Here is a 25,278-nt window from a genome sequence, read left to right as displayed (position 1 = left end):
ATCAACAAGGCGGACGAAAAACAGCGATACGCATTCAGCCGCGCTCGTGGAAGTGATCGTAGACGAGCTGTGCCGTCGCCGCCGAGATGCCCTCCACCTTCTGCAGGTCGCCGACGCCGGCGCGCGACACCGCCTTCGCCGTGCCGAAGTGGTGCAGCAGCGCCTTCTTGCGCGACGGGCCGATGCCGGCGATCTCGTCGAGCGGGCTGCGCGTCAGCTCCTTCTTCCGCCGCGCGCGGTGCGAGCCGATGGCGAAGCGGTGCGCCTCGTCGCGCAGGCGCTGCACGAAATAGAGGACGGGATCGCGCGGCGGCAGGGTGAACGGCTCGCGGCCCGGCACCACGAAGCGCTCGCGCCCGGCGTCCCGGTCGACGCCCTTGGCGATGCCGATCGTCGTCACCTTATCGGCGATGCCGAGCTCGTCGAGGATGGTGCGCACCGCCGACATCTGCCCCTTGCCGCCGTCGATGAACACGAGGTCCGGCCATGCCGGCATCTCGGCATGGAAGGCGTCGCCCTCCTCCTCCGGCGTCGGCGGCGTGGCCTCGACCGGCCCTTCGCCGTGCTCCTTCACGAGACGCGAGAACCGGCGCGTCATCACCTCGCGCATCATGCCGAAATCGTCGCCGGGCGTGATGTCGGCGCCCTTGATGTTGAACTTGCGGTACTGGTTCTTGGCGAAGCCCTGCGGCCCGGCGACCACCATCGCGCCGACCGCGTTGGTGCCGGAAATGTGCGAGTTGTCGTAGATCTCGATGCGGCGCGGCGCAGCCGGCAACTCGAAGGTCTTCGCGACGCCTTCCAGGAGCTTCGCCTGCGACGAGGTCTCGGCGAGCTTGCGGCCGAGCGCCTCCTTCGCGTTCGACAGCGCGTGGCTGACGAGGTCGCGCTTCTCGCCGCGGGCGGGCGCCGCGATCTGCACCCGGCGCGCCGCCTTCACCGACAGCGCCTCGGCGAGAAGCTCCCGGTCCTCGACCTCGACGGAAACGAGGATCAGTTGCGGCACCGGCTTGTCGTCGTAGAACTGCGCGACGAAGGCCCCCAGCACTTCCGACGGCTCCAGCGAGATGTCGGCGCGCGGGAAGTAGGCGCGGTTGCCCCAGTTCTGGCCGGTGCGGAAGAAGAAGACCTGGATGCAGGTCTGCCCGCCCTCGGCATGGATGGCGAAGACGTCCGCCTCCTCGACGCCGTGCGGGTTGATGCCCTGATGGCTCTGGATGTGCGCCAGCGCCGACAGCCGGTCGCGCAAGACCGCCGCGCGCTCGAAATCCAGCTCCTCCGACGCCTGCTGCATCCCCTCCGACAGGCCGCGCTTGATCTGGCTGGAGCGCCCGGACAGGAAGCCTTCCGCCTCGTTCACCAGCCCGCGATAGTCGTCGAGCGAGACCTCGCGCGTACAGGGACCGGAGCAGCGCTTGATCTGGTAAAGCAGACACGGGCGCGAGCGCGTTTCGTAGACCGCGTCGGTGCAGGTGCGCAGCAGGAACGCGCGCTGCAGCGAGTTGATCGTGCGCGTCACCGCGCCGGCCGAGGCGAAGGGGCCGAAATAGCTGCCCTTCCGGTTGCGCGCGCCGCGATGCTTCACGATCGCCGGCGCTTCGTGCGCGTCGCCGATCAGGATGTAGGGGAACGACTTGTCGTCCCGCATCAACACGTTGAAACGCGGCCGCAGGCGCTTGATCAGGTTGGCTTCGAGCAGCAGCGCTTCCGTCTCGGTGCGCGTCGTCACGAACTCCATCGCGCGCGTTTCGCGGATCATGCGCATGATGCGGTTGGTGTGGCCGTTGAGGCGCGTGTAGCTCGCGACGCGCTTCTTCAGCGAGCGCGCCTTGCCGACATAGAGGACCTCGCCGCCCTTGCCGAACATGCGGTAGACGCCGGGATCGTTCGGCAGGCGCTTCACCGCCTCGGAGATGACGTCCGTGCCGCGCTTGTCGTCCTCGGCGACGGTGCCCGCGCCGTCCCATTCGATCGCGGCGAGGAGCGCCGCGTTGCCGGCAGCGACTTCCGCGTCGGCCTCTTCGGCTTCGGCTTCCTCGTCGTCGAAGTCGTCGGCGTCGAAATCGCCGATGATGTCGTCGTCCTTGCTCATCAGGCTTAGGGGTCGGCCTCGGTCATTGGTCGAACGGACGAATCCACCTAAGTGCCCGATCGTTCCGGACCGCATCGCGAAGGCGGCCGGATGGATGGTTCGGGATGTCGGGAGGAACGCGCTCCTATCCCGATCTAATGCCCGGAGCCGCCGACCGCCAGTCTGCGCGGTGAGTCATCTCGAAACGCAAGCGCCGCCGCGACCGAGCCGCGACGGCGCAACGGCATCGATCGGGAAGGGTCAGCCGACGATTTCGGTCTCGGAGAACCAGTAGGCGATCTCGACCTTCGCGGTTTCCGGCGCGTCGGAGCCGTGCACCGAGTTCTCGCCGATCGACAGGGCGTGCGTCTTGCGGATCGTGCCTTCGGCCGCGTCCTTCGGGTTGGTCGCACCCATCACTTCGCGGTTGCGAGCGATGGCGTTCTCGCCTTCCAGCACCTGCACGATCGTCGGCCCGGCCGACATCGACTCGACCAGCTCGCCGAAGAACGGCCGCTCCTTGTGGACGGCGTAGAAGCCCTCGGCCTCGCGGCGGCTCATCCAGACGCGCTTCGAGGCGACGACGCGCAGGCCCGCCTCTTCGAGGATCTTCGTGATCGCGCCGGTGAGGTTGCGACGCGTCGCGTCGGGCTTGATCATCGAGAAGGTGCGTTCGACCGCCATGTGCTTGTTTTCCGGTTGCTGTCGGGAGAGTCGCGGCGCTCTATACCGGCGAGCCTTGCAAGCGACAAGGCACCCCCTCGAATGCTCAGCCCGTATAGGAAACGAGGCCGAGTTCGCGCTCCATGACGGCGAGATCGCGGTCGTTGTGGATGATCGACGCGTCGTTTCGCAAACACCACGTGGCGATGATCACGTCGATCGTACCGCGAATGGTGAGTCCACGGCGACGAAGCAGACGAAAATTCGCGGCCGCATCCTCCGCGATCGAAGGGTCGCATAAGGTCCGCTGCGGGAACATCCGCAGGACCCGCCGGGCATTCGTCAGTTCATGCTCGATCCGGAAGCCTTGCAGCACCTCTGCCAGCACAAGATCGCCGACGACGACCTCGCCGTCCCGAGTGGCGTCAGCCACCGCATCTGTCCAAGGGGTTTCGCGGCTCGCGAGAAAGTCGATCCAAGCGGAGGAGTCGACGAGGATCATTCCTCGTCCGGCAGGTGGGGGTTTCGACGCATATCCGACAGATCGCCTTCCCAATGCAGCTTACCGCGCAGCTTCATAAGCTCCTCGTGGGCTCGCCGCCGCTGCACCAAGATCCGCAGCGCCTCCTCAACCGTATCCTTCTTGGTCTTGAGGCCGGTTATCTCCATCGCCGCTTTCATCAGGTCGTCGTCGATATCGATATTGGTACGCATGGCCGACTCGCCGAAGGTGTATGAAAAGCTAAACCATACACATAGAGGATGCTCTCTACAACGCCCTTCCCCCTTTCTCTCGCGCATGCGAAAAGCCCGGCCATGCTGCAGATCAACGATCTTTCCGCCCGCGTCGCGGGGCGTCTCCTGATCGACCATGCCAGCCTGATGCTGCCTGCCGGCACCAAGGCCGGGCTCGTCGGGCGCAACGGTGCGGGCAAGTCGACGCTGTTCCGCGTCATCACCGGCGACCTCGCGTCGGAAACAGGCTCGGTCAGCATCCCGAAAGGCCTGAAGGTGGGGCAGGTGCTGCAGGAAGCGCCGGGCACGAACGAGTCCCTTCTCGAAATCGTGCTGGCGGCGGACGAGGAGCGGACCGCCCTCCTGGCGGAAGCGGAGACCGCGACCGATCCCGGCCGCATCGCGGACATCTACACGCGCCTCGGCGACATCGACGCCTATTCCGCGGAAGCGCGGGCCGGCGCGATCCTCAGCGGCCTCGGCTTCGATGCCGAAGCGCAGGCGCGGCCGGTCTCGTCCTTCTCCGGCGGCTGGCGCATGCGCGTTGCGCTGGCGGCGGTGCTGTTCGCGCAGCCGGACCTGCTGCTGCTCGACGAGCCGACGAACTATCTCGACCTCGAAGGCACGCTGTGGCTGGAGACCTTCGTCTCGCGCTACCCGCACACCGTGATCGTGATCAGCCACGACCGCGACGTCCTGAACAACGCGGTCGACTCGATCATCCACCTAGACCAGCAGAAGCTCGTCTTCTATCGCGGCGACTACGACTCGTTCGAACGCCAGCGCGCCGAGAAGCTGGAACTGCAGCAGAAGGCGAAGGCGAAGCAGGACGCCGCCCGCCAGCACATGGAGGCCTTCGTCGAGCGCTTTCGCGCCAAGGCTTCGAAGGCGCGGCAGGCGCAGAGCCGCCTGAAGGCGCTGGAGAAGATGCGCCCGATCGCCGCGACGATCGAGGAGCATGTCGCGCCGTTCGCCTTCGACGCGGGCGAGCGCCGTCCCGCCTCCCCGATCGTCCGGATGGACGACGTCGCGGTCGGCTACGGCGATGCCGCGCCGGTCCTGAAGCGCGTGACGGTGCGGATCGACACGGACGACCGCATCGCCCTTCTCGGCGCGAACGGCAACGGCAAATCGACCTTCGCCAAGCTGCTCGCGACGCGGCTCGCCGCGCGATCCGGCGACATCGTCAAGGCGCCGGGACTGAAGGTCGCCTTCTTCGCGCAGCACCAGATCGACGATCTGCGCGCCGACGAGAGCGCGGTGGAGCATGTCCGCCGCCTGATGCCGGACGCGCCGGAAGCGAAGGTCCGCGCCAAGGTGGCGCGGATGGGCCTCGCGACCCAGAAGATGGACACGAAAGCCGATGCCCTCTCCGGCGGCGAGAAGGCGCGGCTGCTGATGGGGCTCGCCACCTTCGGCGAACCTGACCTTCTCATCCTCGACGAGCCGACCAACCACCTCGACATCGATTCGCGCGAGGCGCTGGTGCGGGCGCTGAACGACTATCCGGGCGCGGTGATCCTGATCAGCCACGACCGGCACATGGTCGAGGCGACGGTCGACCGGCTGTGGATCGTCGCGGACGGCACCGTCTCGAAGTTCGACGGCGATCTCGACGAATACAAGCAGCTCGTGCTCGCCGCCCGCCGCGGCGGGTCGAAGAAGGACAAGGAGCCGCCTGCGAAGGTGGAGGCCGCGCCGGAGCCGGTGCGCAAGCGCCCTGCCCTCGGGCCGATCCAGAAGGAGATTCGCACGCTGGAATCGCGGATCGCCAAGCTGCAGGAGTCGATCGCGGTTCTCGACAAGGAGATGGCGGTTCCCGGTTTCTTCGAGAAGCATCCACAGAAGGCCGGCGATGCGGCGCGACGCCGCGCCGAGGCGGCGAAGAACCTCGAAACTGACGAGGAACGTTGGCTCGCACTGACGACCGAGCACGACGAACTCGCCACCATCGCCTGAAGTGTCGCGAAACCGTGTAGCGGAAGGAGCTTGCGCCGGCCGTCGCGTCGGCTAGCTTCCCGTTTGCTCGGCGGAGGTTCGGCGGCATGCGTATCCTGTTCTCGGCCGTCGGCGCGGTGGCGCTTCTCGCGACCGCCATCTCCTCCTCGCACGCCGCCTCGAAGGTGCCGCGGCCGAAGGACTCTGGCTTCGCCGAGGTGAACGGCATCGGGCTGTTCTATCAGGTTTACGGCAAGGGCTCGCCGCTGCTTCTCATCCCCGGCGGGTTGTCGAACGCCGACGTCTGGCGCCGGCAGATCGCGACCTTGTCGAAGCATCACGAGGTCATCGTCGCCGACAGCCGCGGCCAGGGCCGCTCGACGCGGGACAGCACCACCATCACCTACGACGTGATGGCCGACGACTACCTGGCGCTGATGGACAAGCTGAAGCTCCGCCAGGTCGCGCTCGTCGGCTGGAGCGACGGCGGCATCATTGGCCTCGACATCGCGATCCGCCATCCCGAGCGGCTGACGCGGATGTTCGTCCAGGCCGCCAACGCGACACCGGACGGCGCGATCGCCTACGACAAGGCGCGGGAGGCCGGCAAGCCGGTGCCGATCCTGCAGCACTACGACGACGTCGCCGAGGAGATCAAAGCGCTCTGGGCGAACGAGCCGAACTTCACGAGCGCCGAGCTCGCCTCGATCACCGTGCCGACCATGATCGCCATCGGCGACCACGACGAGGCGATCAGCATGGATCACACGGTGTTCCTGGCGAACTCGATCCCCGGCGCGCGGATGACGATCCTGCCGCATGTCGGGCATTCCGCGCCGCTCGAGGACCCGGCCGGCTACGCCGAAGCGGTGCTCGCCTTCATCGACGCGAAGCCCGACGCCATGCCGGCTCCGAAGACGGCGACGGAAAGCCCGGACGGCGGCGAACCGGCGGCAGCGGAAGTCGCGCCGGCCGAGCACGGCTGACGCGCGAGGCTCAGGCCTTCTTCACCCAGCGCCGATCCTCGGATTGCTGCCAGTAGGTGACGGCGTGGCCGGCGTCCTTCTCGACCTTCCAGCGGGAGCGGGCACTGCCGAGCTGTTCGGTGTCGTGCCCGTCGAAGAGGTAGACGCCGCGCTCGTAACCGTCGAGCGTGGCCGGCACCGCGCCCTCCACCATGAAGCGGACATGCGCATCGTTCGCCCGCTGCGAAGGGTCGATGGTGAGGAGGATCGGCTGCAGCGCCCCGTTCGATTCCGCGTCCGTTCCGTGGGGCAGGAAGGCGTCGTCGCGGAACACCCAGAGATGGTGGTCGAGCGCGTCGCGCCGCTCGGCGGTCATCGCCTGCACCACGACGCGCCAGCCGCGCTTGAGGCTGCGCTCGAGAAGGTCGGGCAACGCCTCCTCGAGCCGGCTTTCGGTCAAGTGATAGAAGAGGACCTCGGCCAAGGCCCCTCTCAGTTCGCCTCGTAGCGCGCCGCGACGAGGCGGTCGAGCAGCCGCACGCCGAAGCCCGATGCCCAGGACTGGTTGTACTCGTTCGCCGGCGAGCCCATCGCGGTGCCGGCCACGTCGAGATGCGCCCAGGGCACGTCGCTGACGAAGCGCTGCAGGAACTGCGCCGCGGTGATGGAGCCGGCGGCACGGCCGTTGCCGATGTTCTTGATGTCGGCGAACTTGCCCTCGATCTGCTTGTCGTATTCGGGCCCGAGCGGCATGCGCCAGACCTTCTCGCCGGTGTCGAGGCCGGCGGCGGTGAGGTTCGCGGCGAGTTCGTCGTTGTTGGAGAACAGCCCGGCGTGATGGTTGCCGAGTGCGACGATGATCGCGCCGGTCAGCGTCGCGAGGTTCACCATGAAGCGCGGCTTGAAGCGTTCCTGGCAGTACCAGAGCGCGTCGGCGAGGACGAGCCGCCCTTCCGCATCGGTGTTCAGCACCTCGATCGTGGTGCCGGAAAGCGCGGTGACGATGTCGCCCGGCCGCTGCGCATTGCCGTCGACGGCGTTTTCTACGAGGCCGACGATGCCGACCGCGTTGACCTTCGCCTTGCGGCCGGCGAGCGCCCGCATCAGGCCGACCACGGCGGCGGCGCCGCCCATATCGCCCTTCATGTCCTCCATGCCGCCGGCCGGCTTGATGGAAACGCCGCCGGTATCGAAGCAGACGCCCTTGCCGACAAATGCGACCGGCTGCGCCCCGCTGTCCGCGCCGTTCCAGCGCATAACGACCAGGCGCGGCGGGCGCGGCGAGCCCTGCGCGACGCCGAGGAGCGCACGCATGCCGAGTTCGGCGAGCTTCGCCTCGTCCAGCACCTCGACCTCGACGCCCGCCGCCGACAGCGCCTCGATGCGCTCGGCGAACTCCACCGGCCCCAGCACGTTGGCCGGCTCGTTCACGAGGTCGCGAGCAAGGACGACGCCCGCCGCGATCTCCCGGAAGCGACCGAAGGCGGTCTCGGCGGCGGCGGTGTCCTTCAGCGCGATGGTGACGGCGGAGGCCGTCTTCTCGTCCGCGTCCTCTTCGGGCTTCTTCTTGGTCTTGTAGCGATCGAACTCGTAGGCGCGCAGCAGGACGCCGGCCGCGACGGCCGCGGCGGCCTCCGCATCGAGATCGCCCGTCGCGCCGTCCGCCCACAGCGTCACGGCCGGCGCGCCTTTGGTCTTCGCGGCCAGCGTTCCGCCGATCTTCAGCCAATCCTCTTCGGCGGCAGGCTTGTCGGCCTTCGTGCCGATGACGACGATCCGTTCGATCTCGGTGCCGGCCGGGGCGAAAAGGTCCAGCGTCGAGAGCGCCTTGCCCTTGAACTTAGCCACGTCGGCGGCGCGCTTGATCTGCGCGCGGACGGATTCCGGCAGGGAAGCCGCAACTGCGCCGCCTTCGCCGGCGAGAACCGCGAGAACGCCCGCCTTGGGCAGTTCCGGCGAAGCGAAACGGATGGTCGGGCTATCGGACATTACGGATCCTTGCAGCGATGATCGCGTGTCGGGCAACGCGCGGCGTCGGGGCCGTGTCGCATGTCGCGAACGTGTTGCAAAGGACACAACCGCAATGGTGGATGCCGTGCGCGGCTTTGCAAGGGTTCGGCCGGCCGTTAATAACCTGTTAACCGCGTTCCTTCGGGCATTCTTAGCCAAACGGGTCCAGGGTACGCGCAACACAGGCTTGGCGACGTGGAGCGCGGTCGACGACCGTTTCGAGAAGAAGACAGCGAGTTCATGAGCCTTCTCGAACGCTACATCTTCCGAAGGACGTTGATCTTCTCGTTGGCCGCGCTTGGCGCGCTCGTTCTGATCGTCTGGATAGTCCAGGCGCTGCAGCGTGTCGACATCGTCCGCACCAGCGCCTCCGCCGCCGGCAACATGTTCTGGATCGCGATGATGCTGATCCCGGACCTCGCGGCCGGCGTCGTGCCGTTCGCGGTGGTGATCGGTGCGGTGCAGGCCCTCAATTCCCTCAACGCCGATTCCGAGCGGGCCGTGATCGCGGCGTCCGGCGCCCGCAACTTCGTCGTCGTGAAGCCGATCCTCGCGCTCGGCTTCGCCGGCGCCCTTCTCGTGCTCGTCATCTCGCACGTCGTCGGTCCCATCGCGCAGGGCGCCTTCTACAACGGCCTTCGCGCCGTGAACGCCGACGCGATCACGCTCTTCCTCACGCCGGGCCGGTTCGAGGAAGTGCAGAAGAAGCTGGTCCTCAGCGTCGGCAACGTGCGCGGATCGACGATCTCGGACCTCTTCATCTCCGACCAGCGCGATCCCGCCGTCGACCTGAACTACTTCGCCAAGGAAGCGCAGATCGCGGAGCGGGACGGCCAGAAGTACCTGCTGCTCTTCGACGGCCAGCTCCATCGCCGCGCGGTGGCGAACGGCGCGGCCTCCGTGATTCAGTTCCAGACCTACGCCTTCGATCTCGCGACGCTGCAGCCGAGCGACGACGGCGACTGGATCCGCACCTCGGAGCGCTCCACGAGCGAACTCTTCCTGCCCGACCCGAACGACAAGCTCTACCAGAGCAAGCCGGCGGCCTACGCGAAGGAGCTGGCGCAGCGTTTCTCGGACTGGCTCTACCCGCTCGCCTTCGCGATGTGGGCGCTGGTGGTCGCGGGGCAGCCGCGCACCAACCGCCAAGGGTCCGGGCCGGCGATGGCCTTGGGGCTGGCCGGCGCGATCACCCTGAAAGCGCTCGGCTTCGTCGTCCTCGCGTTGATCGATACGGACATCCGCTGGCAGGCGGCCGCCTATGTCGTGCCCCTCGCCTCGATCGCATCGAACGCGGCCTTCATCTGGCTGAACACGAACTTGGCCGAATCCCGGCCGATCCTGGCGGTCGGCGGCTCGTTCCAGTCGATCGGACAGTCCCTCGCCAGCCGTTTCGGCGGGCGAACCGCGTCCCGCGGAGCGGCGTAGGGCATGACGCGCACGCTGAACCGCTATTTCCTGCGCCGCTACGTGTCGAACTTCCTTTCGGCCGTCGTCGCGATCTTCGCGCTGATCTACCTGATCGACGTGATCGAGCTGTCGCGTCGCGGCAAGTTCGACGACGTCAGCTTCTCCGTCCTCGCGTTGATGTCGGCGCTGCGGGTGCCGTCCTTCATCGAGCAGGCCTTCCCGTTCATCATCCTCTTCGCGTCGATCTTCACGCTCGTGTCGCTGAACAAGCGCTCGGAACTCGTGGTGGCGCGCGCCGCCGGCGTTTCCGCCTGGCAGATCCTCGCGCCGTTCATCGTCGGCTCCATTCTGCTCGGAACCGCGGCGACGCTCCTCTACAATCCGATCGCGGCCTATACGCAGTCGCTGTCGGACCAGATCGAGACGAGCCTCGCCGGCAAGGCGCCCTCCGACCGCAATATCGCGCCGTGGCTCCGCCAGAACAGCGAGGGCGTCGAATCCTATATCGGTGCGAAATCCGTTTCGGACGGCGGGCTGAAGCTCGGCGGCGTCACCGCCTTCGTCATGTCGCCGAACGGTCCCGTCACGCGGATCGACGCTCCGACCGCTTCCCTGCAGAGCAACGCCTGGATCCTCGACGCGCCGACCGTCACCGATATCGGCCAGGCGCCCCGGCATGTCGACCGGTATCGGCTCCCGACCTCGCTTCGGCCGGAATACATCGAGCAGCGACTCGCCGATCCACAGGCGATTCCGATCTGGCAGCTCTGGTCGAAGATCGAGGCGGCACGCAGCCTCGGCTACAACGCCGAAGCTTTCTCGATGCATCTCAACACCTTGATCGCAAAGCCCGCCCTGTTCGTGGCGATGACGCTGCTCGCGGCTACGGTCGCGGTGCGGTTTGCCCGGACAGGACAGTCTGCTAGGACGATCCTCAGCGGCGTCGCGGCGGGCTTCACGCTCTACGTGGTGACGTTTCTGGCTCAGGCGCTGGGAAGCAATTCCATCGTTTCGCCCGTCATGGCGGCGTGGTTCCCGGTTGTCGCGGCAGGGTTGTTCGGGGTCACGATCCTGCTGCACCAGGAGGACGGTTAGTATGCTGGCGAGGGGGAACTCGCGGTTGGTGCGTGCGTGGGGTCGCAGAACCTTTCTGTCGGCGGGCGTCGCCTTGTGCGCGCTCATGTCGGTTGCCGGGGCGGCGGCCGCGCAGGGAACGATTCCCGCGCCGCTGCCGGTCAACGTCAACGTTCCGGCTGACGCCAAACTGTTCATGGAAGCCGACACCGTCGTCTACGAGTCGAACACCGGCGTCGTGACGGCGACGGGCGGCGTGCAACTCGACTACGGCGGCTACAAGCTCGTCTCGCGCAAGGTCGTCTACGACCAGAAGTCGCGCCGCCTCATCGCGGCGGGCGACGTGCAGCTCGTGCAGCCGGACGGCAACGTCATCTATGCCGACAGCGCCGACATCACGGACGATTTCGCGGATGGCTTCATCCGGGCGCTTCGGATCGAATCGCCGAACAACACCCGCTTCGCCGCGCAAGGAGCCGTGCGCGAGAACGGCAACCTGCTGACGCTGGAGAAAGGCGTCTACACCGCCTGCCAGGCCTGCCGCGAGCATCCCGAACGCGCACCCCTCTGGCAGGTGAAGGCGCGCAAGATCGTCTGGGACCAGCAGAAGAAGGTCATCCGCTACTACGGCGCGAGCCTCGAATTCTTCGGCATGCCGCTCGCCTACCTGCCCTACCTTTCGCAGCCCGACCCGACGGTGAAGCGCAAGAGCGGCTTCTTGATCCCGCAGTTCAAGCAGTCGAAGGCGCGCGGTTACGGCGTGCGCGTGCCGTACTTCTTCGCGCTGTCCGACAGCTACGACGCGACGGTGGCCGGCACCTACTACACGAAGCAGGGCTTCCTCGGCGAGGTCGAGTTCCGGCAGGCTTTCGGCAACGGCTACTACACCTTGCAGGCGGCCGGCCTGTCGCAGCAGGACCCGCACGCCTACGGTATCGGCACGCCCGACTACGATAACGTCGACCGCGGCATGATCGGCACTACCGGCCGCTTCGCGATCAACGACAGGTGGACGGTCGGCTGGGACATCCTCGCGCAGAGCGACCAGAACTTCTCGAACACCTACGACATCGAGAACTTCGACCAGACGTTCCACACGTCCGAAATCTACCTGACGGGCCTCGGCGACCGCAGCTTCTTCGATCTCCGGGCGCAGCGCTTCGACATCCAGACCAACGACAACAACGAGGACGACGACGACAATTTCGGCATCAGCCTCGACGATCAGGACGTGCAGCCGGACGTCTTCCCGACGCTGGACTACGAACGCATTGAGGAAGGTCCGCTCGGCGGCGAGGTTCAGGTCAACGCGAACCTGATCCATCTTCGCCGCGGCGACGCCGACGTCCGGCCGTCCGAGTTCCTGCTGTGCGATCCGGACTTCTTCGACAACGGTTCCTGCAGCTCGACGGCGGCGCTCAACGCCGGCGTCCTCTCCGGCTTCCCCTACCGCACCGACTACTTCCGCCGCCGCGCGCTGGAGGGCAACTACACGCGCGGCACCCTGGAAGCCGAATGGCGTCGCACCTTCACGACCGACGGGGGCCTGCAGCTCACGCCGTTCGGCAGCCTGCGCGGCGACCTCTACGACGCGAACATGTCGACCGGCGGCTACCCCTTCGTGCCGACCAACATCAACCTGCCGGTTTCGGGAACGAATCCGTATCAGGGCCAACCCTTCCCCGGCTCCGCCGACATCGACGATTCCGGCTTCCGCGGCATGGCGACGGCAGGGCTCGAAGCGCGCTATCCGATCCTGTTCGAGGCGAAGGGCTCGACGCATGTCCTCGAACCGATCGGGCAGATCCTAGTGCGCCCGAACGAGACCGACATCGGCAACCTGCCGAACGAGGATGCCCAAAGCCTCGTCTTCAACACAACGAACCTCTTCGCGACCGACAAGTTCTCCGGCTACGACCGGCTCGAAGGCGGCACGCGCGCGAATGTCGGCCTGCGCTATTCCGGCACCTACGACAGCGGCTACACGATGAATGCCGTGCTCGGCGAATCCTTCCACCTCGCCGGCGAGAACCCCTACAAGAATGCCGATCTGGCGCTCGTCGGGCCGGATTCCGGACTGGAAACCGATCGCTCCGACTACGTCGCGTCCATCGCGGTCGGCACGCCGATCGGTCTCGGCTTCGGGGTCGGCACCCGCCTCGACGAGGACTCGCTCGACGTCCGCCGCACGGACTTCTCGGGCACCTACGCCAATACGCGGCTGGGCCTCGGCGTAACCTATTCGCAGATCGCCGCCCAGCCGATCTACGGTTTCCCGGAAGACCGCAGCCAGGCCGGCGTCAGCGCCAGCCTCAAGCTGACCGACGTCTGGACCGCCTACGGCTCGCTCGGCTACGACATTGAGAACGACGCGCTGATCAGCAAGTCGCTCGGGTTCGGGTATCTCGACGAGTGCTTCAGCCTGCTGGCGCAGTACACGCAGACCGACGATCGCTACCGGCTCAACGACTCGCAGAACCAGATCATGTTCAAGCTGTCGCTGCGCACCGTGGCGGATACCAACTACACCTACAAGCTGAAGGACGACGACTGACCGGCGACCATTCTTTCGCCAAAGGTTCGCGCTAGCGAAACAACGAGATACGGGCAAAACGCGGCTTGGGAACGCGTGGCACAACGGGGGAAACGAAGGGAATGATCGCAGCTCGTCGGTTGAAGGTCGCAGCGCTCGGCCTGGCCGTGGCCGCTTCCGTTCTGGCAGCAGGGCAACCGGCGCTCGCGGCGTCCGAGATCGCCATCATCGTCAACAAGGACCCGATCACCACCTTCGCCATCCAGGAGCGGATGGCGTTCGTGAAGCTGCGGCGCGTCAAGGGCGACCCGCGCCAGGCGGCGACGGACGAACTGATCGACGAGGCGCTGAAGAAGCAGGAAACGCGGCGCCTGAACATCCGCGTGCCCGACGCCGCCGTCGATCAGGCCTATCTGAAGTTCGCGTCCGACAACAAGCTGACGCCCGACCAGCTCGGCCAGGTGCTCGGCCATGCCGGCTTCTCGCAGCGCGGCTTCAAGGACTACATCCGCGTGCAGATGGGCTGGGGCCAGGCGGTGCAGGCCTCGATGCGCAACAACGCGGGCAAACTTTCCGAAGAAGACGTCGTGCAGCGCATGCTGCAGCAGGGCGGCAACAAGCCGAGCACGACCGAATACCAGCTGCAGCAGGTCATCTTCGTCATCCCGCCAGCCAAACGCGCCGCGCTGAAGGCGTCCCGGATGACCGAGGCGAACGGCATGCGCAACCGCTTCAGCGGCTGCGAGAACAACTACACGATCGCCAAGGGCCTGCGCGACGTGACGATCCGCGATCTTGGACGGGTCACGCAGCCGGAACTGCCGGCCCTGTGGACCGACCCCATCTCGCGGCTGGGCAAAGGCGGGGTCACGCCCGTATTGGAAACCGAGAAGGGCCTCGAGTTCATCGCCGTTTGTTCCTCGCGCAGCGTCTCCGACGACAAAGTGGCGGCTATGGTTTTCCAGTCAGAGGATCTGCAGAAGAGCAGCAAGGACGGACCGGATGCCAAGCTTCTCGCCAAGCTGAAGGAGAAGGCGGCGATCATCCGTCGATGACGCCGCCAGTCCGGCCACCGCTGCCGCTGGCGCTGACCGTCGGCGAGCCGTCCGGCGTCGGACCGGACGTCGCGCTGGCCGCCTTCCGCGATCGGGGCGCGCTGGAGCTTCCGCCTTTCGCCATCTTCGCCGATCCGGAAATGCTGCGAGCGCGGGCCGCGCGTCTCGGCCTGGACATCGCGATCGCCGAGATTTCCGCGTTCGACGAAGCGGCGCGAACCTTTCGCTCGGCGCTCCCGGTGATGCCGCTGGTCAATCGCCATGCGGAAGCGCCGGGCCGGCTCGATCCGGCCAACGCGCTCGGCACGGTGGAGGCGATCGACCGCGCCGTGCGCGCCGCGCTCACGGGCGAATGCGGCGGCATCGTCACCGCGCCGATCGACAAGAAGGCGCTCTACGACGGCGGCTTCCGGCATCCGGGCCACACCGAGTATCTCGCCGATCTCTGCGCGACGATCGAGGGCGGTGCGTTCACGCCGGTGATGCTGTTGACCGGGCCGGAACTCTCCTGCGTGCCGGTGACGATCCACATTCCGCTCGCCGAAGTGCCGAAACGCCTGACGACCGAGCTCATCGTCGAAACGGCGCGCATCGTTTCCCGCGAGATGCGCACGCGCTTAGGCCTCCCTGCGCCCCGCCTCGCCCTCGCCGGCCTCAACCCGCATGCCGGCGAGCGCGGCGCGATGGGACTGGAGGACGAGGAGGTGGTGCGCCCGGCGGTGGAGGCGTTGCGGCTGGAGGGCATCGACGCCGCCGGTCCCCTGCCCGCCGACACGATGTTCAACCCCCGCGCCCGCCGCACCTACGACGTGGCACTTTGCATGTATCACGATCAGGCGCTCATCCCGGCGAAGACGCTCGCCTTCGACGAGACGGTCAACGTCACCCTCGGCCTGCCGATCGTGCGCACATCGCCAGACCACGGCACCGCGTCGACGCTCGCCGGCACCGGCGAAGCGCTGCCGGACAGCATGATCGCCGCGATCCGGCTCGCCGGCCGGATGTCGGCGACCGAGGCCGGCGTCGCCGCGGCCGCTGCCGCTTGAGCCTCGCCATCGACGGTCTGCCGCCGCTGCGCGAGGTGATCGCGGCGCACGGCCTCGATCCGAAGAAATCCTTCGGGCAGAACTTCCTGCTCGATCTCAACCTCACCGGCCGCATCGCGCGGCAGGCGCTGCCTTTCGGCGACGCCACGATCGTCGAGGTCGGCCCGGGCCCCGGCGGCCTCACCCGGGCGCTGCTGGCCAACGGTGCGCAGCGCCTCGTCGCAATCGAGAAGGATCGACGCTGCATCGCGGCGCTGGGCGAGATCGCCGGCCACTATCCGGGCCGTCTGGAGATCATCGAAGCCGACGCGCTGACGGTCGACATCGCGCGTCTCGCGAACCGCGGGCCGGTGAAGATCGTCGCCAACCTCCCCTACAATGTCGGCACGCAGCTTCTCCTGAACTGGCTGACGCCGCGCGGCTGGCCGCCCGCCTGGAGCGACCTGACGCTGATGTTCCAGCGCGAGGTGGCGGAGCGGATCGTCGCCGCGCCGGGCTCCGACGCCTATGGCCGGCTCGGCGTTCTCGCCGGCTGGCGCACGCGTGCCGCGATCCTGTTCGACGTCTCGCGCGAGGCTTTCACACCACCGCCGAAGGTCACCTCATCCGTGGTGCGGCTCGAACCGCTGCCCGCGCCGATCGACGTACCGGTAGCGGCGCTGGAGCGCGTCACCGCGGCCGCCTTCGGTCAGCGGCGCAAGATGTTGCGCCAGAGCATCAAGGGGCTCGGGGGCGAAGCGCTGCTCGTGCAGGCCGGCATCGACCCGCAGCGTCGCGCGGAAACGCTCGACATCGCCGAATTCTGCCGCCTCGCGGCGCTGCTCTAGCCGTCGATCCCGTCGAGCGTCTGCGCGATCAGCGCCGAGGCGAACCGCTGGAGGCCGGGACGCCGGGCGCGGCGCAGCCGCTCGGCGGCAACGATCGCCTTCACCTCGGAGTAGGCCTGCGGCAGGTCGTGATTCACGACGACATAATCATAGTCCACCCAGCGCTCGATCTCGCGCCGGGCATTGCGCAGGCGCGTCTCGATCGTGTCCTTCGCGTCCTCCGCGCGGTGGACGAGGCGGCTGCGTAGTTCTTCCATTGTCGGCGGAAGGATGAAGACGGAGACGATATCGGCCTTTGCCCTAACCTGCATCTGCTCGGCGCCCTGCCAATCGATGTCGAACAGCATGTCGCGCCCTTCGCGCATGGCCTCTTCAACTGGCGCGCGCGGCGTGCCGTAGGAATTGCCGTGAACTTCGGCCCATTCGAGCAGTTCATCAGCAAGCACACGCCGGGAGAACTCCACCGCATCAATGAAATGATAGTGCCGCCCCTCGACCTCGCTCGGCCGCCGCCCGCGCGTCGTGACGCTGACCGACAGCGAGAACTGCGGGTCCTCCTCCATCAGGCGGCGCGCGATGGTCGACTTGCCCGCGCCGGACGGCGAGGACAGGATCAGCATGATGCCGCGCCGCTCGATCCCGCGATGCGAGCCTGGTTCGCTGGACGCCGTCATTCGATGTTCTGCACCTGCTCGCGAAACTGATCCACGATCACCTTCAGTTCAAGGCCGATGGCGGTCAGCGAGGTCGCGTTGCTCTTCGAGCAGAGCGTATTCGACTCGCGGTTGAATTCCTGTGAAAGGAAATCGAGCCTGCGGCCGACCGGCCCGCCACCGTCGATGAGCTTGGCGGCCGCTTCCACATGCGCACGCAGCCGGTCGAGCTCTTCGCTGACGTCGGCCCGCGTCGCGAGCAGCGCGGCTTCGGCGTGGAGACGCCCTTCGTCCAGTGCGGCGTCCGTGCCGAGGAGGTGCGCGACCTGCGCCCGGAGGCGCTCGAAGATCGCAGCCGGCCGGCGAGCCGGGTCGGCCTCGGCTTGCGCCGTGAGGTCGGCGATCGTCGCCAGACGCTCGCGCAACACCCGGGCGATAGCCGCGCCCTCCTCCTGCCGCGCGGTGGCCAGCGCGTCGAGCGCGCGGGAAAAGGCGGCAAGAGCCGCCTCGTTGCGCGCCTCCGACCGCACTTCCTCCACCGTGCCGGCTTCGGCCGGCTCGATGATGCCGCGGATCGCGAGGAGGCCGTCCGCCGTCGGCGTCGCGGCATCGCCGTTCGCGACGAGCTTGCCGCTCAGCGCCAGGACCTCGGCGAGCATCGTCTCGTTGATGGTGAAGCGCAGCCGCTCGTCAGGCTTCGCCACCGTCAGCGCCACCTGCACGTTGCCGCGGGCGAGACGCGCGCTCGCAAGGCGGCGGATTTCCGGCTCCAGCGCCTCGAAGCCCGGCGGCAGCCGCAGCCGCAGCTCCAGCCCCTTGCCGTTCACCGAGCGCAGTTCCCACGCGAATGAGCCGCTCGGCGTCTGTTCCTCGATGCGGGCGAAGCCCGTCATGCTGGCGACGGGCATGCCCTTCCCCTCGTCCGCCGCCCCGCGCGGCGTTTCCATGCCTTACTGAGCGAGCGCCTGATCGTCCAGACCGACGGTGGGTGGCACCGGCAGGTTCCGCTGCTTCTCGATCTCGCGATAGCGTCGGACGTTGGCGTTGTGGTCTTCCAGCGTCGAGGCGAAGACGTGCCCGCCGTCGCCGTCCGCGACGAAGTAGACGTCCTTCGACGCGGCGGGGTTGGCGACCGCCTCCAGCGCCGCGCGTCCCGGGCAGGCGATCGGCCCCGGCGGCAATCCCTTCGCGACGTAGGTGTTGTAGGGGCTGTCGTTGCGGATATGCGACTGGCGGATCGGCTCGTCCGGCGGTTTCCCCGCGCCGCCCCAGACGGCGTAGATGATCGTCGGATCGGACTGGAGGCGCATGCCCTTCTTCAGCCGGTTCAGGAAGACGGAGGCGACGAGCGGCCGCTCCTCGGGCTTGCCGGTCTCCTTCTCGACGATCGAAGCGAGCGTCACGAACTGGCCGATATCGCGGAGGTTCACGTCCTTCGAGCGGCCGGCCCAGATCTGCTGCACGAGCTCGGTCTGAGCTTCTTGCATCTGGCGGATCAGTTCGGCGCGCTGCATGCCGCGCTGGACGCGGTAGGTATCCGGGCGCAGCGAGCCTTCCGCCGGCATCGGCGGCATGTCGCCAGCCAGCACCTCTTCGCCGGCGACACGGTCGAAGACTTGGCGTACCGTCCAGCCTTCGGGCACCGTCACCGAATGCATGATCGACTCGCCGCTCGCCAGCTTGTCGAGGACGCCACGCATCGAGACGCCGGGATCGAAGCCGTACTCGCCGGCCTTCAGCTTGGCGGCCGTCTTCGTGACGCGCGCACCGTATTCGAAGATGCGGGCGTTCGAGATGACGCCTTCGCGCTGGAGGTTGCCGGCGATCGATTCGAGGCTTGTGTTCTTCGGGATCACCACCGTCGTCGCGGCCGTCAGGGGACCCGGTCCCTCGAATTCGGAGCGGCCCCAGAGCACCACGGCGACCACCGCGAGGCAGGCGACCAGAGCGCCGGACAGGAGGAAGTTGAACAGGACCACGACGCGGCTTCGCGCCCCGCGGGATCGTCGTGCCGCCTTTCGGATGCGGCGCTCGTCCGGCCCCTCGGTCCCTCGTTCGTCGCTCAACGCCGCTCCCCGAATGGCTTCCCGGCGTCCGCCCCGTCGACGCACCCGCCCCGCACTAGATTTTCATTGTGGCGAAAGACCGGGCGACCTCGTCCGCGCCTACTCCGCGTAGCGGCGCAGGACGAGCGAAGCGTTCGTGCCGCCGAAGCCGAAGGAGTTCGACAGCGCGACGTCGACCTTCGTCGCGCGCTTCTGGTGCGGCACGAGGTCGATCCGGGTCTCGACCGAGCAGTTGTCGAGGTTGAGCGTCGGCGGCACGACCTGATCGCGGATCGCGAGCGCACAGAAGATCGCCTCCACCGACCCAGCCGCGCCGAGCAGGTGCCCGATCGCCGACTTCGTCGACGACATCAGCCGCCCTTCCGCCGCGTCGCCGAGCATCCGCTCGATGGCGCGCAGTTCGATCTCGTCGCCGAGCGGCGTCGAGGTGCCGTGCGCGTTGATGTAGTCGATCTGATGCGGCTCGATCCCGGCCCTCTTCAGCGCCGCCTTCATGCAGCGATAGGCGCCGTCGCCGTCCTCGGACGGTGCGGTGATGTGATAAGCGTCGCCGGACAGGCCGTAGCCGATCACCTCGGCATAGATCTTCGCGCCGCGCGCCTTGGCGTGTTCGAGTTCCTCCAAGACGACGACGCCGGCGCCCTCGCCCATCACGAAGCCGTCGCGGTCGCGGTCGTAGGGGCGCGAACCCTTGGTCGGCTGATCGTTGAAATGGGTCGACAGCGCCTTACAGGCGGCGAAGCCGGCGAGCGCGATGCGGCAGACCGGCGATTCCGCCCCGCCCGCCACCATCACCTCGGCATCGCCGAGCATGATCATGCGCGACGCGTCGCCGATGGCGTGCGCGCCCGTCGAGCAGGCGGTCACGACCGAGGAGTTCGGCCCCTTCAGCTTGTTGCGGATCGAGACCTGGCCCGAGGCGAGGTTGATCAGGCTGCCGGGGATGAAGAACGGGCTGACGCGTCGCGGCCCTTTGGCGTCCAGCGCCAGCGAGGTTTCCTGGATGCCCTGAAGACCGCCGATGCCGGAGCCGATCAGGACGCCGGTGGCGCACTGGTCCTCGTAGGAGTCCGGATGCCAGTCGGCGTCGTCCAGCGCTTCCGCCGCCGCCGCCACCGCGTAGATGATGAAGTCGTCGACCTTGCGCTGTTCCTTCGGCTCCATCCACTGGTCGGGATTGAAGGTGCCGTCGGAACCGTCGCCCCGCGGGATCTCGCAGGCGATCTGGCAAGGCAGGTCGGAGACCTCGAAGCTCTCGACCTTGCGCGCGCCGCTGCGGCCGGCGAGCAGCCGGGACCAGGTGATTCCGGCTCCGGCACCGAGGGGGCTGACCACCCCGACGCCGGTGATGACGACTCGTCTCATCACGCTCCCGATCGCCTTCGACCTTACGCCTGCAAAGCGGTCAGGACTGGTTCTTCTCGATGAACTTGACCGCGTCGCCGACGGTCAGGATCGTCTCGGCCGCGTCGTCCGGGATCTCGACGCCGAACTCCTCCTCGAACGCCATCACGAGTTCGACCGTATCCAGGCTGTCCGCGCCAAGATCGTCGATGAAGCTCGCGTTCTCGGTCACCTTTTCCGGCTCGACGCCGAGGTGCTCGACCACGATCTTCTTCACGCGTTCAGCGACATCGCTCATGTGTATTCCTCGTTTGGGAGACGGTTCGAAGCCCTGACTAGACGCGCGAACCGATGAGATCAAGCGTTGCGGATCGGCGGGCGACCCGATTGCGGCAGATTTCGGGTGTCGACCCCGATCGTTCAGATCATCGCCATGCCGCCGTTGACGTGGATCGTCTGCCCGGTGACGTAGGCGGCCTCGTTCGAAGCGAGGAACACGGCCGCCGCCGCGATCTCCGCGCCGGAACCCATGCGGCGCATCGGGATCGCTCCCATGATCGCCTCTTTCTGCTTGTCGTTCAGCTTGTCCGTCATGGCGCTCTCGATGAAGCCGGGCGCGATGCAGTTCACCGTGACGTTGCGCGACGCGATCTCCCCCGCCAGCGACTTGGTGAAGCCGATCATGCCGGCCTTCGCGGCGCAGTAGTTCGCCTGCCCCGGATTGCCGGTCACGGCGACGACGGAGGTGATATTGACGATGCGGCCGAAGCGGCGGCGCATCATCGAATGCGTCAGCGTGCGGGTGAGGCGCATCGCGCTGGTCAGGTCGACCTCGATCACCCGGTCCCAGTCGGCGTCGGCCATGCGGACGAACAGGCCGTCCTTGGTGATGCCGGCGTTGTTGACGAGGATGTCGACGCCGTCCATCGCCTTGTCGGCCGCTTCGCCGAGCGCCGTCTGCTCCTCCCGGCTGCCGAGATCGGCGGGGAAGACGTGCGCCCGCTCGCCGAGCGCCGCCGCCAGTTCCTCCAGCTTCTCGCGCCGCGTGCCGTGGAGGCCCACCGTCGAGCCGGCCGCATGAAGGCTCCTCGCGATCGCTTCGCCGATACCGCCGCTGGCGCCCGTCACGAGGGCCTTGCGGCCGCTGAGATCGAACATGGCTTCTCCTTCTCGGGTTTCGCGAGCGCCGGTCAGGCGAGTGCGGCGACCGCCGCCTCGACTTCGTCCGGCGTGCCGACGTTCACCGTGCCGAGCGAGCGGTCGATGCGCTTGGCGAGGCCCGCCAGCACCTTGCCGTTGCCGATCTCGACCAGCCGGTCGACGCCGGCGCGCGCCATGAACTCCACCGATTCGCGCCAGCGCACCTGCCCTGTCACCTGCGCGACCAGCCGTTCGCGGATTTCCGAATCGTCCTCCAGCGGCGAGGCCGTGACGTTCGCGACGAGCGGCACGCGGGGGCTGCGAAGGTCGGCTGCGCGGAGCGCCTCCGCCATCGCATCGGCGGCCGGTGCCATCAGGCTGCAATGGAAGGGAGCGGATACGGCAAGTGGGATCGCGCGCTTGGCGCCGCGTTCGGGCGCCAGCGCCACCGCGCGGCCGACCGCCTCGGCGCTGCCGGAGATGACGATCTGGCCGCCGCCGTTGTCGTTGGCCGGCCGGCAGACTCCGCCGCCGGCCTCCGCTTCCCTACAAAGGTCCGCCACCGCGTCCGGCTCCAACCCGAGGATCGCGGCCATCGCGCCCTCGCCGGCCGGCACCGCCCGCTGCATCGCGTCGCCGCGGATGCGCAGCAGCCGCGCCGTCTCGCCGACCGTCATCGCTCCCGCTGCCGCGAGCGCCGAATATTCGCCGAGCGAATGACCGGCGACGAAGGCGGCGCGCGTCACGTCGAAACCGCGCGCCTCCATGGCACGGAGCGCCGCGAGCGACGCTGCCATGATCGCCGGCTGGGCGTTGCTGGTCAGGGTGAGCCGGTCCTCCGGCCCGTCGAAGATGATGTCGGAAAGCTTCTGGCCCAGCGCCTCGTCGACCTCTTCGAACACGGCGCGGCTTTTCGGAAAGGCGTCGCGCAGCGCCCGGCCCATGCCGACGGTCTGGCTTCCCTGTCCGGGAAACACCAACGCGAAGCTCATCCGATGCGCCCTCCCGCGGCGAAAGTTGGCGCGTTGAATGCATATCCGCCTTGCGTGTCAAGGTGAAAGCCGGCCGGCGGCTTGCCTTTTCGGGCGCTATCGCGTATCGGCCCATCCGTCATTGCCCGGCGACAAGCCGGGGGCTGAACGGAAGATGCCGGCTCGCCGGCATGAGGTCGCGCCTCCGGGCGTGTCCGCTTCCCGTGTCCCCGCTCTCGACCGTCCGAAACGACGCGCCTTTCCGATATGGAGAGTCGCAGAGGCTTAGCCGCTGTTCCGGGCAGGACGCGACGAAAATCGAACGGAAAGGCGAAGCGCCATGGCTCTCTACGAGCACGTGTTTCTCGCCCGCCAGGATATCAGCGGCCAGCAGGTCGATCAGCTCGTGGACTCGTTCCGCGGCGTGATCGAAGGGAACGGCGGCTCTATCGGCAAGGTCGAGAACTGGGGTCTGAAGACCCTCTCCTACCGGATCAAGAAGAACCGGAAGGCCTACTACACCCTCCTGAACATCGACGCTCCGGCGACGGCGGTGCAGGAGATGGAGCGCCAGATGCGCTTCAACGAGGACGTGCTCCGCTACATCACGATCAAGGTCGACGGCCATGACGACGCGCCTTCGGTGATGATGCAGAAGCGCGACGACCGTCCGCGCCGCGACGACCGCGGCCCGCGCCGCGACCGCGACGACCGCCCGCCGCGTGGCGACCGCGAGGACCGCGGCCCGCGCCGCGAGCGCCCGTTCGAGGGAGAGTAAGCACCCATGGTCGACATCTCCCAGATCCCGACGCGCCGGCCGTTCCACCGCCGCCGCAAGTCCGATCCCTTCGCGGCGAGCGACGCCCCGAAGATCGACTACAAGGACGTCCGCCTCCTGCAGCGCTACATCTCGGAGCGCGGCAAGATCGTGCCGTCCCGCATCACGGCGGTCTCGCAGAAGAACCAGCGCGCCCTCGCCCAGGCGATCAAGCGCGCCCGCTTCCTCGGCCTCCTGCCCTACGTCCTGAAGTAAGCCACGCGGCGGCGCGCTTTTCCTGAGCGCGCCGCCCGTTCGCTCCGCCGGCACCGGAGCGACCCTCGACCTTTCCGCCAAGCTGGGACGCGAACGGCGTTCCTAACTGCCCCAAGCAGGACAGCGACCCGACCGCATGCGCCCTTCCGCCATCCTGATCGGCCTTCTGGCAGGCTTCGCCACCGCGCTGCTCTTCGCGGGCGTCGTCGTGCAGTCCTCGCTGGCGATCTTCCTGTCGCTCGCGGCGCCGCTGCCGATCATCATCGCCAGCCTCGGCTGGGGCAGCCCGATCGGTTTTCTCGCGGCGCTCGCCGCCGGCGGCGGTCTCGGCGTCGTGACGGGCTCGACGATGAGCGGCGCGCTGCTCTTCGCCTCGATCGCGCTGCCGGCGGCCGTCGTCGGGCACATCGCCGGCCTCGCCCGGCCGGTCGCGAGCGACGCGGCGGGCAATCCGGCGCTCGACTGGTTCCCGGTTCCCCGCATCCTCCTCGGCATCGCGCTCGTCGCGATACTCGCCTGCACCTTCACCGGCTGGTTGGTCGGCTACGATCCGGTGGCGGTCGGCAACGAGCTCGGCGAGATGTTCGCCTCGCAGGTCGGCGAGAACGAGGCGGCGCGGACGCAGTTGCAGGAGTTCGCCCGGCAGGTCGTCCGCATCATACCCTTCCTCCAGCCGGCGCTCCTGACGCTGGTGCTGGCGACCAGCCTCTATCTCGGCGGGGCGATCACCCGGCTGTCCGGCAAGCTGGCGCGCCCGCGCGACGACATTCCGGCGACCGCGGGATCCTTGCCGAAGCTGGCGCTGCCGCTCTTCGGCCTCGCCCTCGCCGCGAGCTTCGCGCCCGGCGCGGTCGGGATGATCGGCGCGGTCGCGACCGGCAGCCTCGGCATGGCGTTCACGCTGTCCGGGCTCGCCGCGATCCACCGGATGACGCGCGCCACGCGCTCGCGCGGGCTGATCCTGTTCGCCCTCTACATGTCGATCCTCTTCCTCACCTTCCCCCTCGTCGTGGCCACCGTGCTTGGCCTCAGCGAGACGGCGAAACGGCGGCCCGCGCCGCCATCGATCAACTGATCGTCCTCAACCTCGAAAGGAACAATCCCATGGAAGTCATTCTCCTCGAACGCATCGCCCGGCTCGGGCAGATGGGCGACACCGTGCGCGTCAAGGACGGATTCGCGCGCAACTACCTGCTGCCGACCGGCCGGGCGCTGCGCGCCAACGAGGCCAACCGTCAGAAGTTCGAGTCGCAGAAGGCAGATCTCGTCGCCCGCAACGAGGAGCGCAAGCAGCAGGCGTTCCAGATCGCCGGCCAGCTTCGCGGCAAGACCTTTGTGATCGTGCGCTCGGCCGGCGAGACCGGCCAGCTCTACGGCTCGGTCTCCGCCCGCGACGTTTCCGATCTCCTGAACGCCGAGGGCATCAAGGTCGGCCGCGGCGTCGCCCAGATGAAGCAGCCGATCAAGACGATCGGCATCCACAGCGTGCTCCTGTCGCTCCATCCGGAAGTCGAACTCGAAGTCGACTTCAACGTCGCGCGCTCGCAGGACGAGGCCGACCGGCAGGCGCAGGGCGAAAGTCTCACCTCCGCCGAAGCGATCTACGGCCGCGACGAGGAAGAAGAGTTCGAGGCGGTCGAACTCGCCGAGGACACCGACGAGCGCGAAGGCCCCGAGGCCTGAAACCCAGCTTCATTTGCGTTCGAAACATGGCCTCGGCGCGTCGGCGCCGGGGCCATTTGTT

At 67.7% G+C, this 25,278-nt stretch carries 25 protein-coding genes; 12 read left to right on the top strand and 13 right to left on the bottom strand.

Translation table 11 applies throughout. The features are described 5' to 3' along the window. Window positions 1–34: 34 nt before the first annotated feature. The 4 genes from uvrC to F6X38_RS06620 all read right to left on the bottom strand — a co-directional run bounded on the left by uvrC (window position 35) and on the right by F6X38_RS06620 (window position 3,448). On the bottom strand, window positions 35–2,092 hold the full coding sequence (gene uvrC / locus F6X38_RS06635; RefSeq protein ID WP_150968833.1) for an excinuclease ABC subunit UvrC: 2,058 nt from the start codon (window positions 2,090–2,092) through the stop codon (window positions 35–37). A gap of 240 nt (window positions 2,093–2,332) precedes the next feature. Continuing rightward, a complete protein-coding gene (gene ndk / locus F6X38_RS06630) occupies window positions 2,333–2,755 on the bottom strand; it encodes a nucleoside-diphosphate kinase (RefSeq protein WP_150968832.1) in 423 nt (140 codons plus the stop codon). A gap of 85 nt (window positions 2,756–2,840) precedes the next feature. Then, window positions 2,841–3,236, bottom strand: coding sequence for a type II toxin-antitoxin system VapC family toxin (vapC, locus tag F6X38_RS06625; RefSeq protein WP_150968831.1), 396 nt, complete (start codon window positions 3,234–3,236; stop codon window positions 2,841–2,843). Next, window positions 3,233–3,448: a type II toxin-antitoxin system VapB family antitoxin gene (locus F6X38_RS06620; protein WP_150968830.1), complete on the bottom strand. Its 216-nt coding sequence runs from the start codon at window positions 3,446–3,448 to the stop codon at window positions 3,233–3,235. The genes vapC and F6X38_RS06620 overlap by 4 nt, the downstream gene beginning before the upstream one ends. Window positions 3,449–3,550: 102 nt before the next feature. Between F6X38_RS06620 and F6X38_RS06615 the strand changes: the two genes are divergently transcribed. Both F6X38_RS06615 and F6X38_RS06610 read left to right on the top strand, forming a co-directional pair. Continuing rightward, window positions 3,551–5,428 (top strand): ABC-F family ATP-binding cassette domain-containing protein, encoded by a 1,878-nt coding sequence (locus F6X38_RS06615; protein WP_150968829.1) that lies wholly within the window; start codon window positions 3,551–3,553, stop codon window positions 5,426–5,428. 86 nt (window positions 5,429–5,514) lie between these two features. Further along, on the top strand, window positions 5,515–6,393 hold the full coding sequence (locus F6X38_RS06610) for an alpha/beta fold hydrolase (protein ID WP_150968828.1): 879 nt from the start codon (window positions 5,515–5,517) through the stop codon (window positions 6,391–6,393). A gap of 10 nt (window positions 6,394–6,403) precedes the next feature. Here the strand turns inward: F6X38_RS06610 and F6X38_RS06605 are convergent, their stop codons facing one another. Together F6X38_RS06605 and F6X38_RS06600 are read right to left on the bottom strand one after the other, a co-directional pair. Then, window positions 6,404–6,856 (bottom strand): DNA polymerase III subunit chi, encoded by a 453-nt coding sequence (locus F6X38_RS06605; protein WP_150968827.1) that lies wholly within the window; start codon window positions 6,854–6,856, stop codon window positions 6,404–6,406. An 8-nt stretch (window positions 6,857–6,864) separates the two neighbouring features. Next, the gene (locus F6X38_RS06600) at window positions 6,865–8,361 is read right to left on the bottom strand and encodes a leucyl aminopeptidase (RefSeq protein ID WP_150968826.1); all 1,497 of its coding nucleotides are present in this window, start codon (window positions 8,359–8,361) and stop codon (window positions 6,865–6,867) included. A gap of 261 nt (window positions 8,362–8,622) precedes the next feature. On the opposite strand from F6X38_RS06600, the gene F6X38_RS06595 reads away from it, so the two are divergent. The 6 genes from F6X38_RS06595 to rsmA all read left to right on the top strand — a co-directional run bounded on the left by F6X38_RS06595 (window position 8,623) and on the right by rsmA (window position 16,327). Further along, window positions 8,623–9,810 carry an LptF/LptG family permease gene (locus F6X38_RS06595; RefSeq protein ID WP_150968825.1) on the top strand — a complete coding sequence of 396 codons (1,188 nt, stop codon included), beginning with the start codon at window positions 8,623–8,625 and terminating at the stop codon, window positions 9,808–9,810. Between the two features lie 3 nt (window positions 9,811–9,813). Then, the gene (gene lptG, locus F6X38_RS06590) at window positions 9,814–10,887 is read left to right on the top strand and encodes an LPS export ABC transporter permease LptG (protein WP_150968824.1); all 1,074 of its coding nucleotides are present in this window, start codon (window positions 9,814–9,816) and stop codon (window positions 10,885–10,887) included. Window positions 10,888–10,972: 85 nt separating this feature from the next. Next, entirely contained in the window at window positions 10,973–13,420 is a 2,448-nt protein-coding gene (locus tag F6X38_RS06585) for an LPS-assembly protein LptD (protein WP_246191224.1), read from the top strand. A gap of 101 nt (window positions 13,421–13,521) precedes the next feature. Continuing rightward, a complete protein-coding gene (locus F6X38_RS06580; protein ID WP_150968822.1) occupies window positions 13,522–14,454 on the top strand; it encodes a SurA N-terminal domain-containing protein in 933 nt (310 codons plus the stop codon). Further along, window positions 14,451–15,500 carry a 4-hydroxythreonine-4-phosphate dehydrogenase PdxA gene (gene pdxA, locus F6X38_RS06575; protein WP_150968821.1) on the top strand — a complete coding sequence of 350 codons (1,050 nt, stop codon included), beginning with the start codon at window positions 14,451–14,453 and terminating at the stop codon, window positions 15,498–15,500. The genes F6X38_RS06580 and pdxA overlap by 4 nt, the downstream gene beginning before the upstream one ends. Beyond that, window positions 15,497–16,327 (top strand): 16S rRNA (adenine(1518)-N(6)/adenine(1519)-N(6))-dimethyltransferase RsmA, encoded by an 831-nt coding sequence (gene rsmA / locus F6X38_RS06570; RefSeq protein ID WP_150968820.1) that lies wholly within the window; start codon window positions 15,497–15,499, stop codon window positions 16,325–16,327. The genes pdxA and rsmA overlap by 4 nt, the downstream gene beginning before the upstream one ends. Here rsmA and gmk read toward each other — a convergent pair. From gmk to fabD, 7 genes are all read right to left on the bottom strand, one after another. Next, window positions 16,324–17,001: a guanylate kinase gene (gene gmk, locus F6X38_RS06565; RefSeq protein WP_150968819.1), complete on the bottom strand. Its 678-nt coding sequence runs from the start codon at window positions 16,999–17,001 to the stop codon at window positions 16,324–16,326. The genes rsmA and gmk overlap by 4 nt on opposite strands. Beyond that, window positions 16,998–17,888, bottom strand: coding sequence for a YicC/YloC family endoribonuclease (locus F6X38_RS06560; protein WP_150968818.1), 891 nt, complete (start codon window positions 17,886–17,888; stop codon window positions 16,998–17,000). The genes gmk and F6X38_RS06560 overlap by 4 nt, the downstream gene beginning before the upstream one ends. A gap of 42 nt (window positions 17,889–17,930) precedes the next feature. Beyond that, window positions 17,931–19,046 carry an endolytic transglycosylase MltG gene (gene mltG, locus F6X38_RS06555; RefSeq protein ID WP_246191223.1) on the bottom strand — a complete coding sequence of 372 codons (1,116 nt, stop codon included), beginning with the start codon at window positions 19,044–19,046 and terminating at the stop codon, window positions 17,931–17,933. A gap of 99 nt (window positions 19,047–19,145) precedes the next feature. Then, the gene (fabF, locus tag F6X38_RS06550; RefSeq protein ID WP_150968817.1) at window positions 19,146–20,411 is read right to left on the bottom strand and encodes a beta-ketoacyl-ACP synthase II; all 1,266 of its coding nucleotides are present in this window, start codon (window positions 20,409–20,411) and stop codon (window positions 19,146–19,148) included. Window positions 20,412–20,451: 40 nt separating this feature from the next. Further along, window positions 20,452–20,688, bottom strand: a complete 237-nt coding sequence (locus F6X38_RS06545; protein ID WP_150968816.1) for an acyl carrier protein — start codon at window positions 20,686–20,688, stop codon at window positions 20,452–20,454. Between the two features lie 122 nt (window positions 20,689–20,810). Beyond that, window positions 20,811–21,548 carry a 3-oxoacyl-[acyl-carrier-protein] reductase gene (gene fabG / locus F6X38_RS06540; RefSeq protein WP_150968815.1) on the bottom strand — a complete coding sequence of 246 codons (738 nt, stop codon included), beginning with the start codon at window positions 21,546–21,548 and terminating at the stop codon, window positions 20,811–20,813. A 32-nt stretch (window positions 21,549–21,580) separates the two neighbouring features. Next, a complete protein-coding gene (gene fabD / locus F6X38_RS06535; protein ID WP_150968814.1) occupies window positions 21,581–22,522 on the bottom strand; it encodes an ACP S-malonyltransferase in 942 nt (313 codons plus the stop codon). Window positions 22,523–22,841: 319 nt separating this feature from the next. Here fabD and rpsF point away from each other — a divergent pair, with 319 nt between their 5' ends. The 4 genes from rpsF to rplI all read left to right on the top strand — a co-directional run bounded on the left by rpsF (window position 22,842) and on the right by rplI (window position 25,217). After that, window positions 22,842–23,279, top strand: a complete 438-nt coding sequence (rpsF, locus tag F6X38_RS06530; protein ID WP_150968813.1) for a 30S ribosomal protein S6 — start codon at window positions 22,842–22,844, stop codon at window positions 23,277–23,279. 6 nt (window positions 23,280–23,285) lie between these two features. Beyond that, window positions 23,286–23,534: a 30S ribosomal protein S18 gene (rpsR, locus tag F6X38_RS06525; protein ID WP_150968812.1), complete on the top strand. Its 249-nt coding sequence runs from the start codon at window positions 23,286–23,288 to the stop codon at window positions 23,532–23,534. A 136-nt stretch (window positions 23,535–23,670) separates the two neighbouring features. Beyond that, the gene (locus F6X38_RS06520) at window positions 23,671–24,609 is read left to right on the top strand and encodes a hypothetical protein (protein WP_150968811.1); all 939 of its coding nucleotides are present in this window, start codon (window positions 23,671–23,673) and stop codon (window positions 24,607–24,609) included. A 29-nt stretch (window positions 24,610–24,638) separates the two neighbouring features. Next, window positions 24,639–25,217, top strand: coding sequence for a 50S ribosomal protein L9 (rplI, locus tag F6X38_RS06515; RefSeq protein WP_150968810.1), 579 nt, complete (start codon window positions 24,639–24,641; stop codon window positions 25,215–25,217). The last annotated feature ends 61 nt before the right edge of the window (window positions 25,218–25,278 follow it).

Source organism: Plantimonas leprariae (assembly GCF_008802405.1).
Classification (GTDB): domain Bacteria; phylum Pseudomonadota; class Alphaproteobacteria; order Rhizobiales; family Rhizobiaceae; genus Plantimonas; species Plantimonas leprariae.
The sequence above is the reverse complement of the archived record's forward strand: the minus strand, read 5'-3'. Positions and strand labels throughout refer to the sequence as shown.

Bases quoted from the DNA above. Each gene is read 5' to 3' on its own strand.
- uvrC (WP_150968833.1), bottom strand. From the start codon at position 2,092: ATGAGCAAGGACGACGACATCATCGGCGATTTCGACGCCGACGACTTC.
- ndk (WP_150968832.1), bottom strand. From the start codon at position 2,755: ATGGCGGTCGAACGCACCTTCTCGATGATCAAGCCCGACGCGACGCGT.
- vapC (WP_150968831.1), bottom strand. From the start codon at position 3,236: ATGATCCTCGTCGACTCCTCCGCTTGGATCGACTTTCTCGCGAGCCGC.
- F6X38_RS06620 (WP_150968830.1), bottom strand. From the start codon at position 3,448: ATGCGTACCAATATCGATATCGACGACGACCTGATGAAAGCGGCGATG.
- F6X38_RS06615 (WP_150968829.1), top strand. From the start codon at position 3,551: ATGCTGCAGATCAACGATCTTTCCGCCCGCGTCGCGGGGCGTCTCCTG.
- F6X38_RS06610 (WP_150968828.1), top strand. From the start codon at position 5,515: ATGCGTATCCTGTTCTCGGCCGTCGGCGCGGTGGCGCTTCTCGCGACC.
- F6X38_RS06600 (WP_150968826.1), bottom strand. From the start codon at position 8,361: ATGTCCGATAGCCCGACCATCCGTTTCGCTTCGCCGGAACTGCCCAAG.
- F6X38_RS06595 (WP_150968825.1), top strand. From the start codon at position 8,623: ATGAGCCTTCTCGAACGCTACATCTTCCGAAGGACGTTGATCTTCTCG.
- lptG (WP_150968824.1), top strand. From the start codon at position 9,814: ATGACGCGCACGCTGAACCGCTATTTCCTGCGCCGCTACGTGTCGAAC.
- F6X38_RS06585 (WP_246191224.1), top strand. From the start codon at position 10,973: ATGTCGGTTGCCGGGGCGGCGGCCGCGCAGGGAACGATTCCCGCGCCG.
- F6X38_RS06580 (WP_150968822.1), top strand. From the start codon at position 13,522: ATGATCGCAGCTCGTCGGTTGAAGGTCGCAGCGCTCGGCCTGGCCGTG.
- pdxA (WP_150968821.1), top strand. From the start codon at position 14,451: ATGACGCCGCCAGTCCGGCCACCGCTGCCGCTGGCGCTGACCGTCGGC.
- gmk (WP_150968819.1), bottom strand. From the start codon at position 17,001: ATGACGGCGTCCAGCGAACCAGGCTCGCATCGCGGGATCGAGCGGCGC.
- F6X38_RS06560 (WP_150968818.1), bottom strand. From the start codon at position 17,888: ATGCCCGTCGCCAGCATGACGGGCTTCGCCCGCATCGAGGAACAGACG.
- fabF (WP_150968817.1), bottom strand. From the start codon at position 20,411: ATGAGACGAGTCGTCATCACCGGCGTCGGGGTGGTCAGCCCCCTCGGT.
- F6X38_RS06545 (WP_150968816.1), bottom strand. From the start codon at position 20,688: ATGAGCGATGTCGCTGAACGCGTGAAGAAGATCGTGGTCGAGCACCTC.
- fabG (WP_150968815.1), bottom strand. From the start codon at position 21,548: ATGTTCGATCTCAGCGGCCGCAAGGCCCTCGTGACGGGCGCCAGCGGC.
- fabD (WP_150968814.1), bottom strand. From the start codon at position 22,522: ATGAGCTTCGCGTTGGTGTTTCCCGGACAGGGAAGCCAGACCGTCGGC.
- rpsF (WP_150968813.1), top strand. From the start codon at position 22,842: ATGGCTCTCTACGAGCACGTGTTTCTCGCCCGCCAGGATATCAGCGGC.
- rpsR (WP_150968812.1), top strand. From the start codon at position 23,286: ATGGTCGACATCTCCCAGATCCCGACGCGCCGGCCGTTCCACCGCCGC.
- F6X38_RS06520 (WP_150968811.1), top strand. From the start codon at position 23,671: ATGCGCCCTTCCGCCATCCTGATCGGCCTTCTGGCAGGCTTCGCCACC.
- rplI (WP_150968810.1), top strand. From the start codon at position 24,639: ATGGAAGTCATTCTCCTCGAACGCATCGCCCGGCTCGGGCAGATGGGC.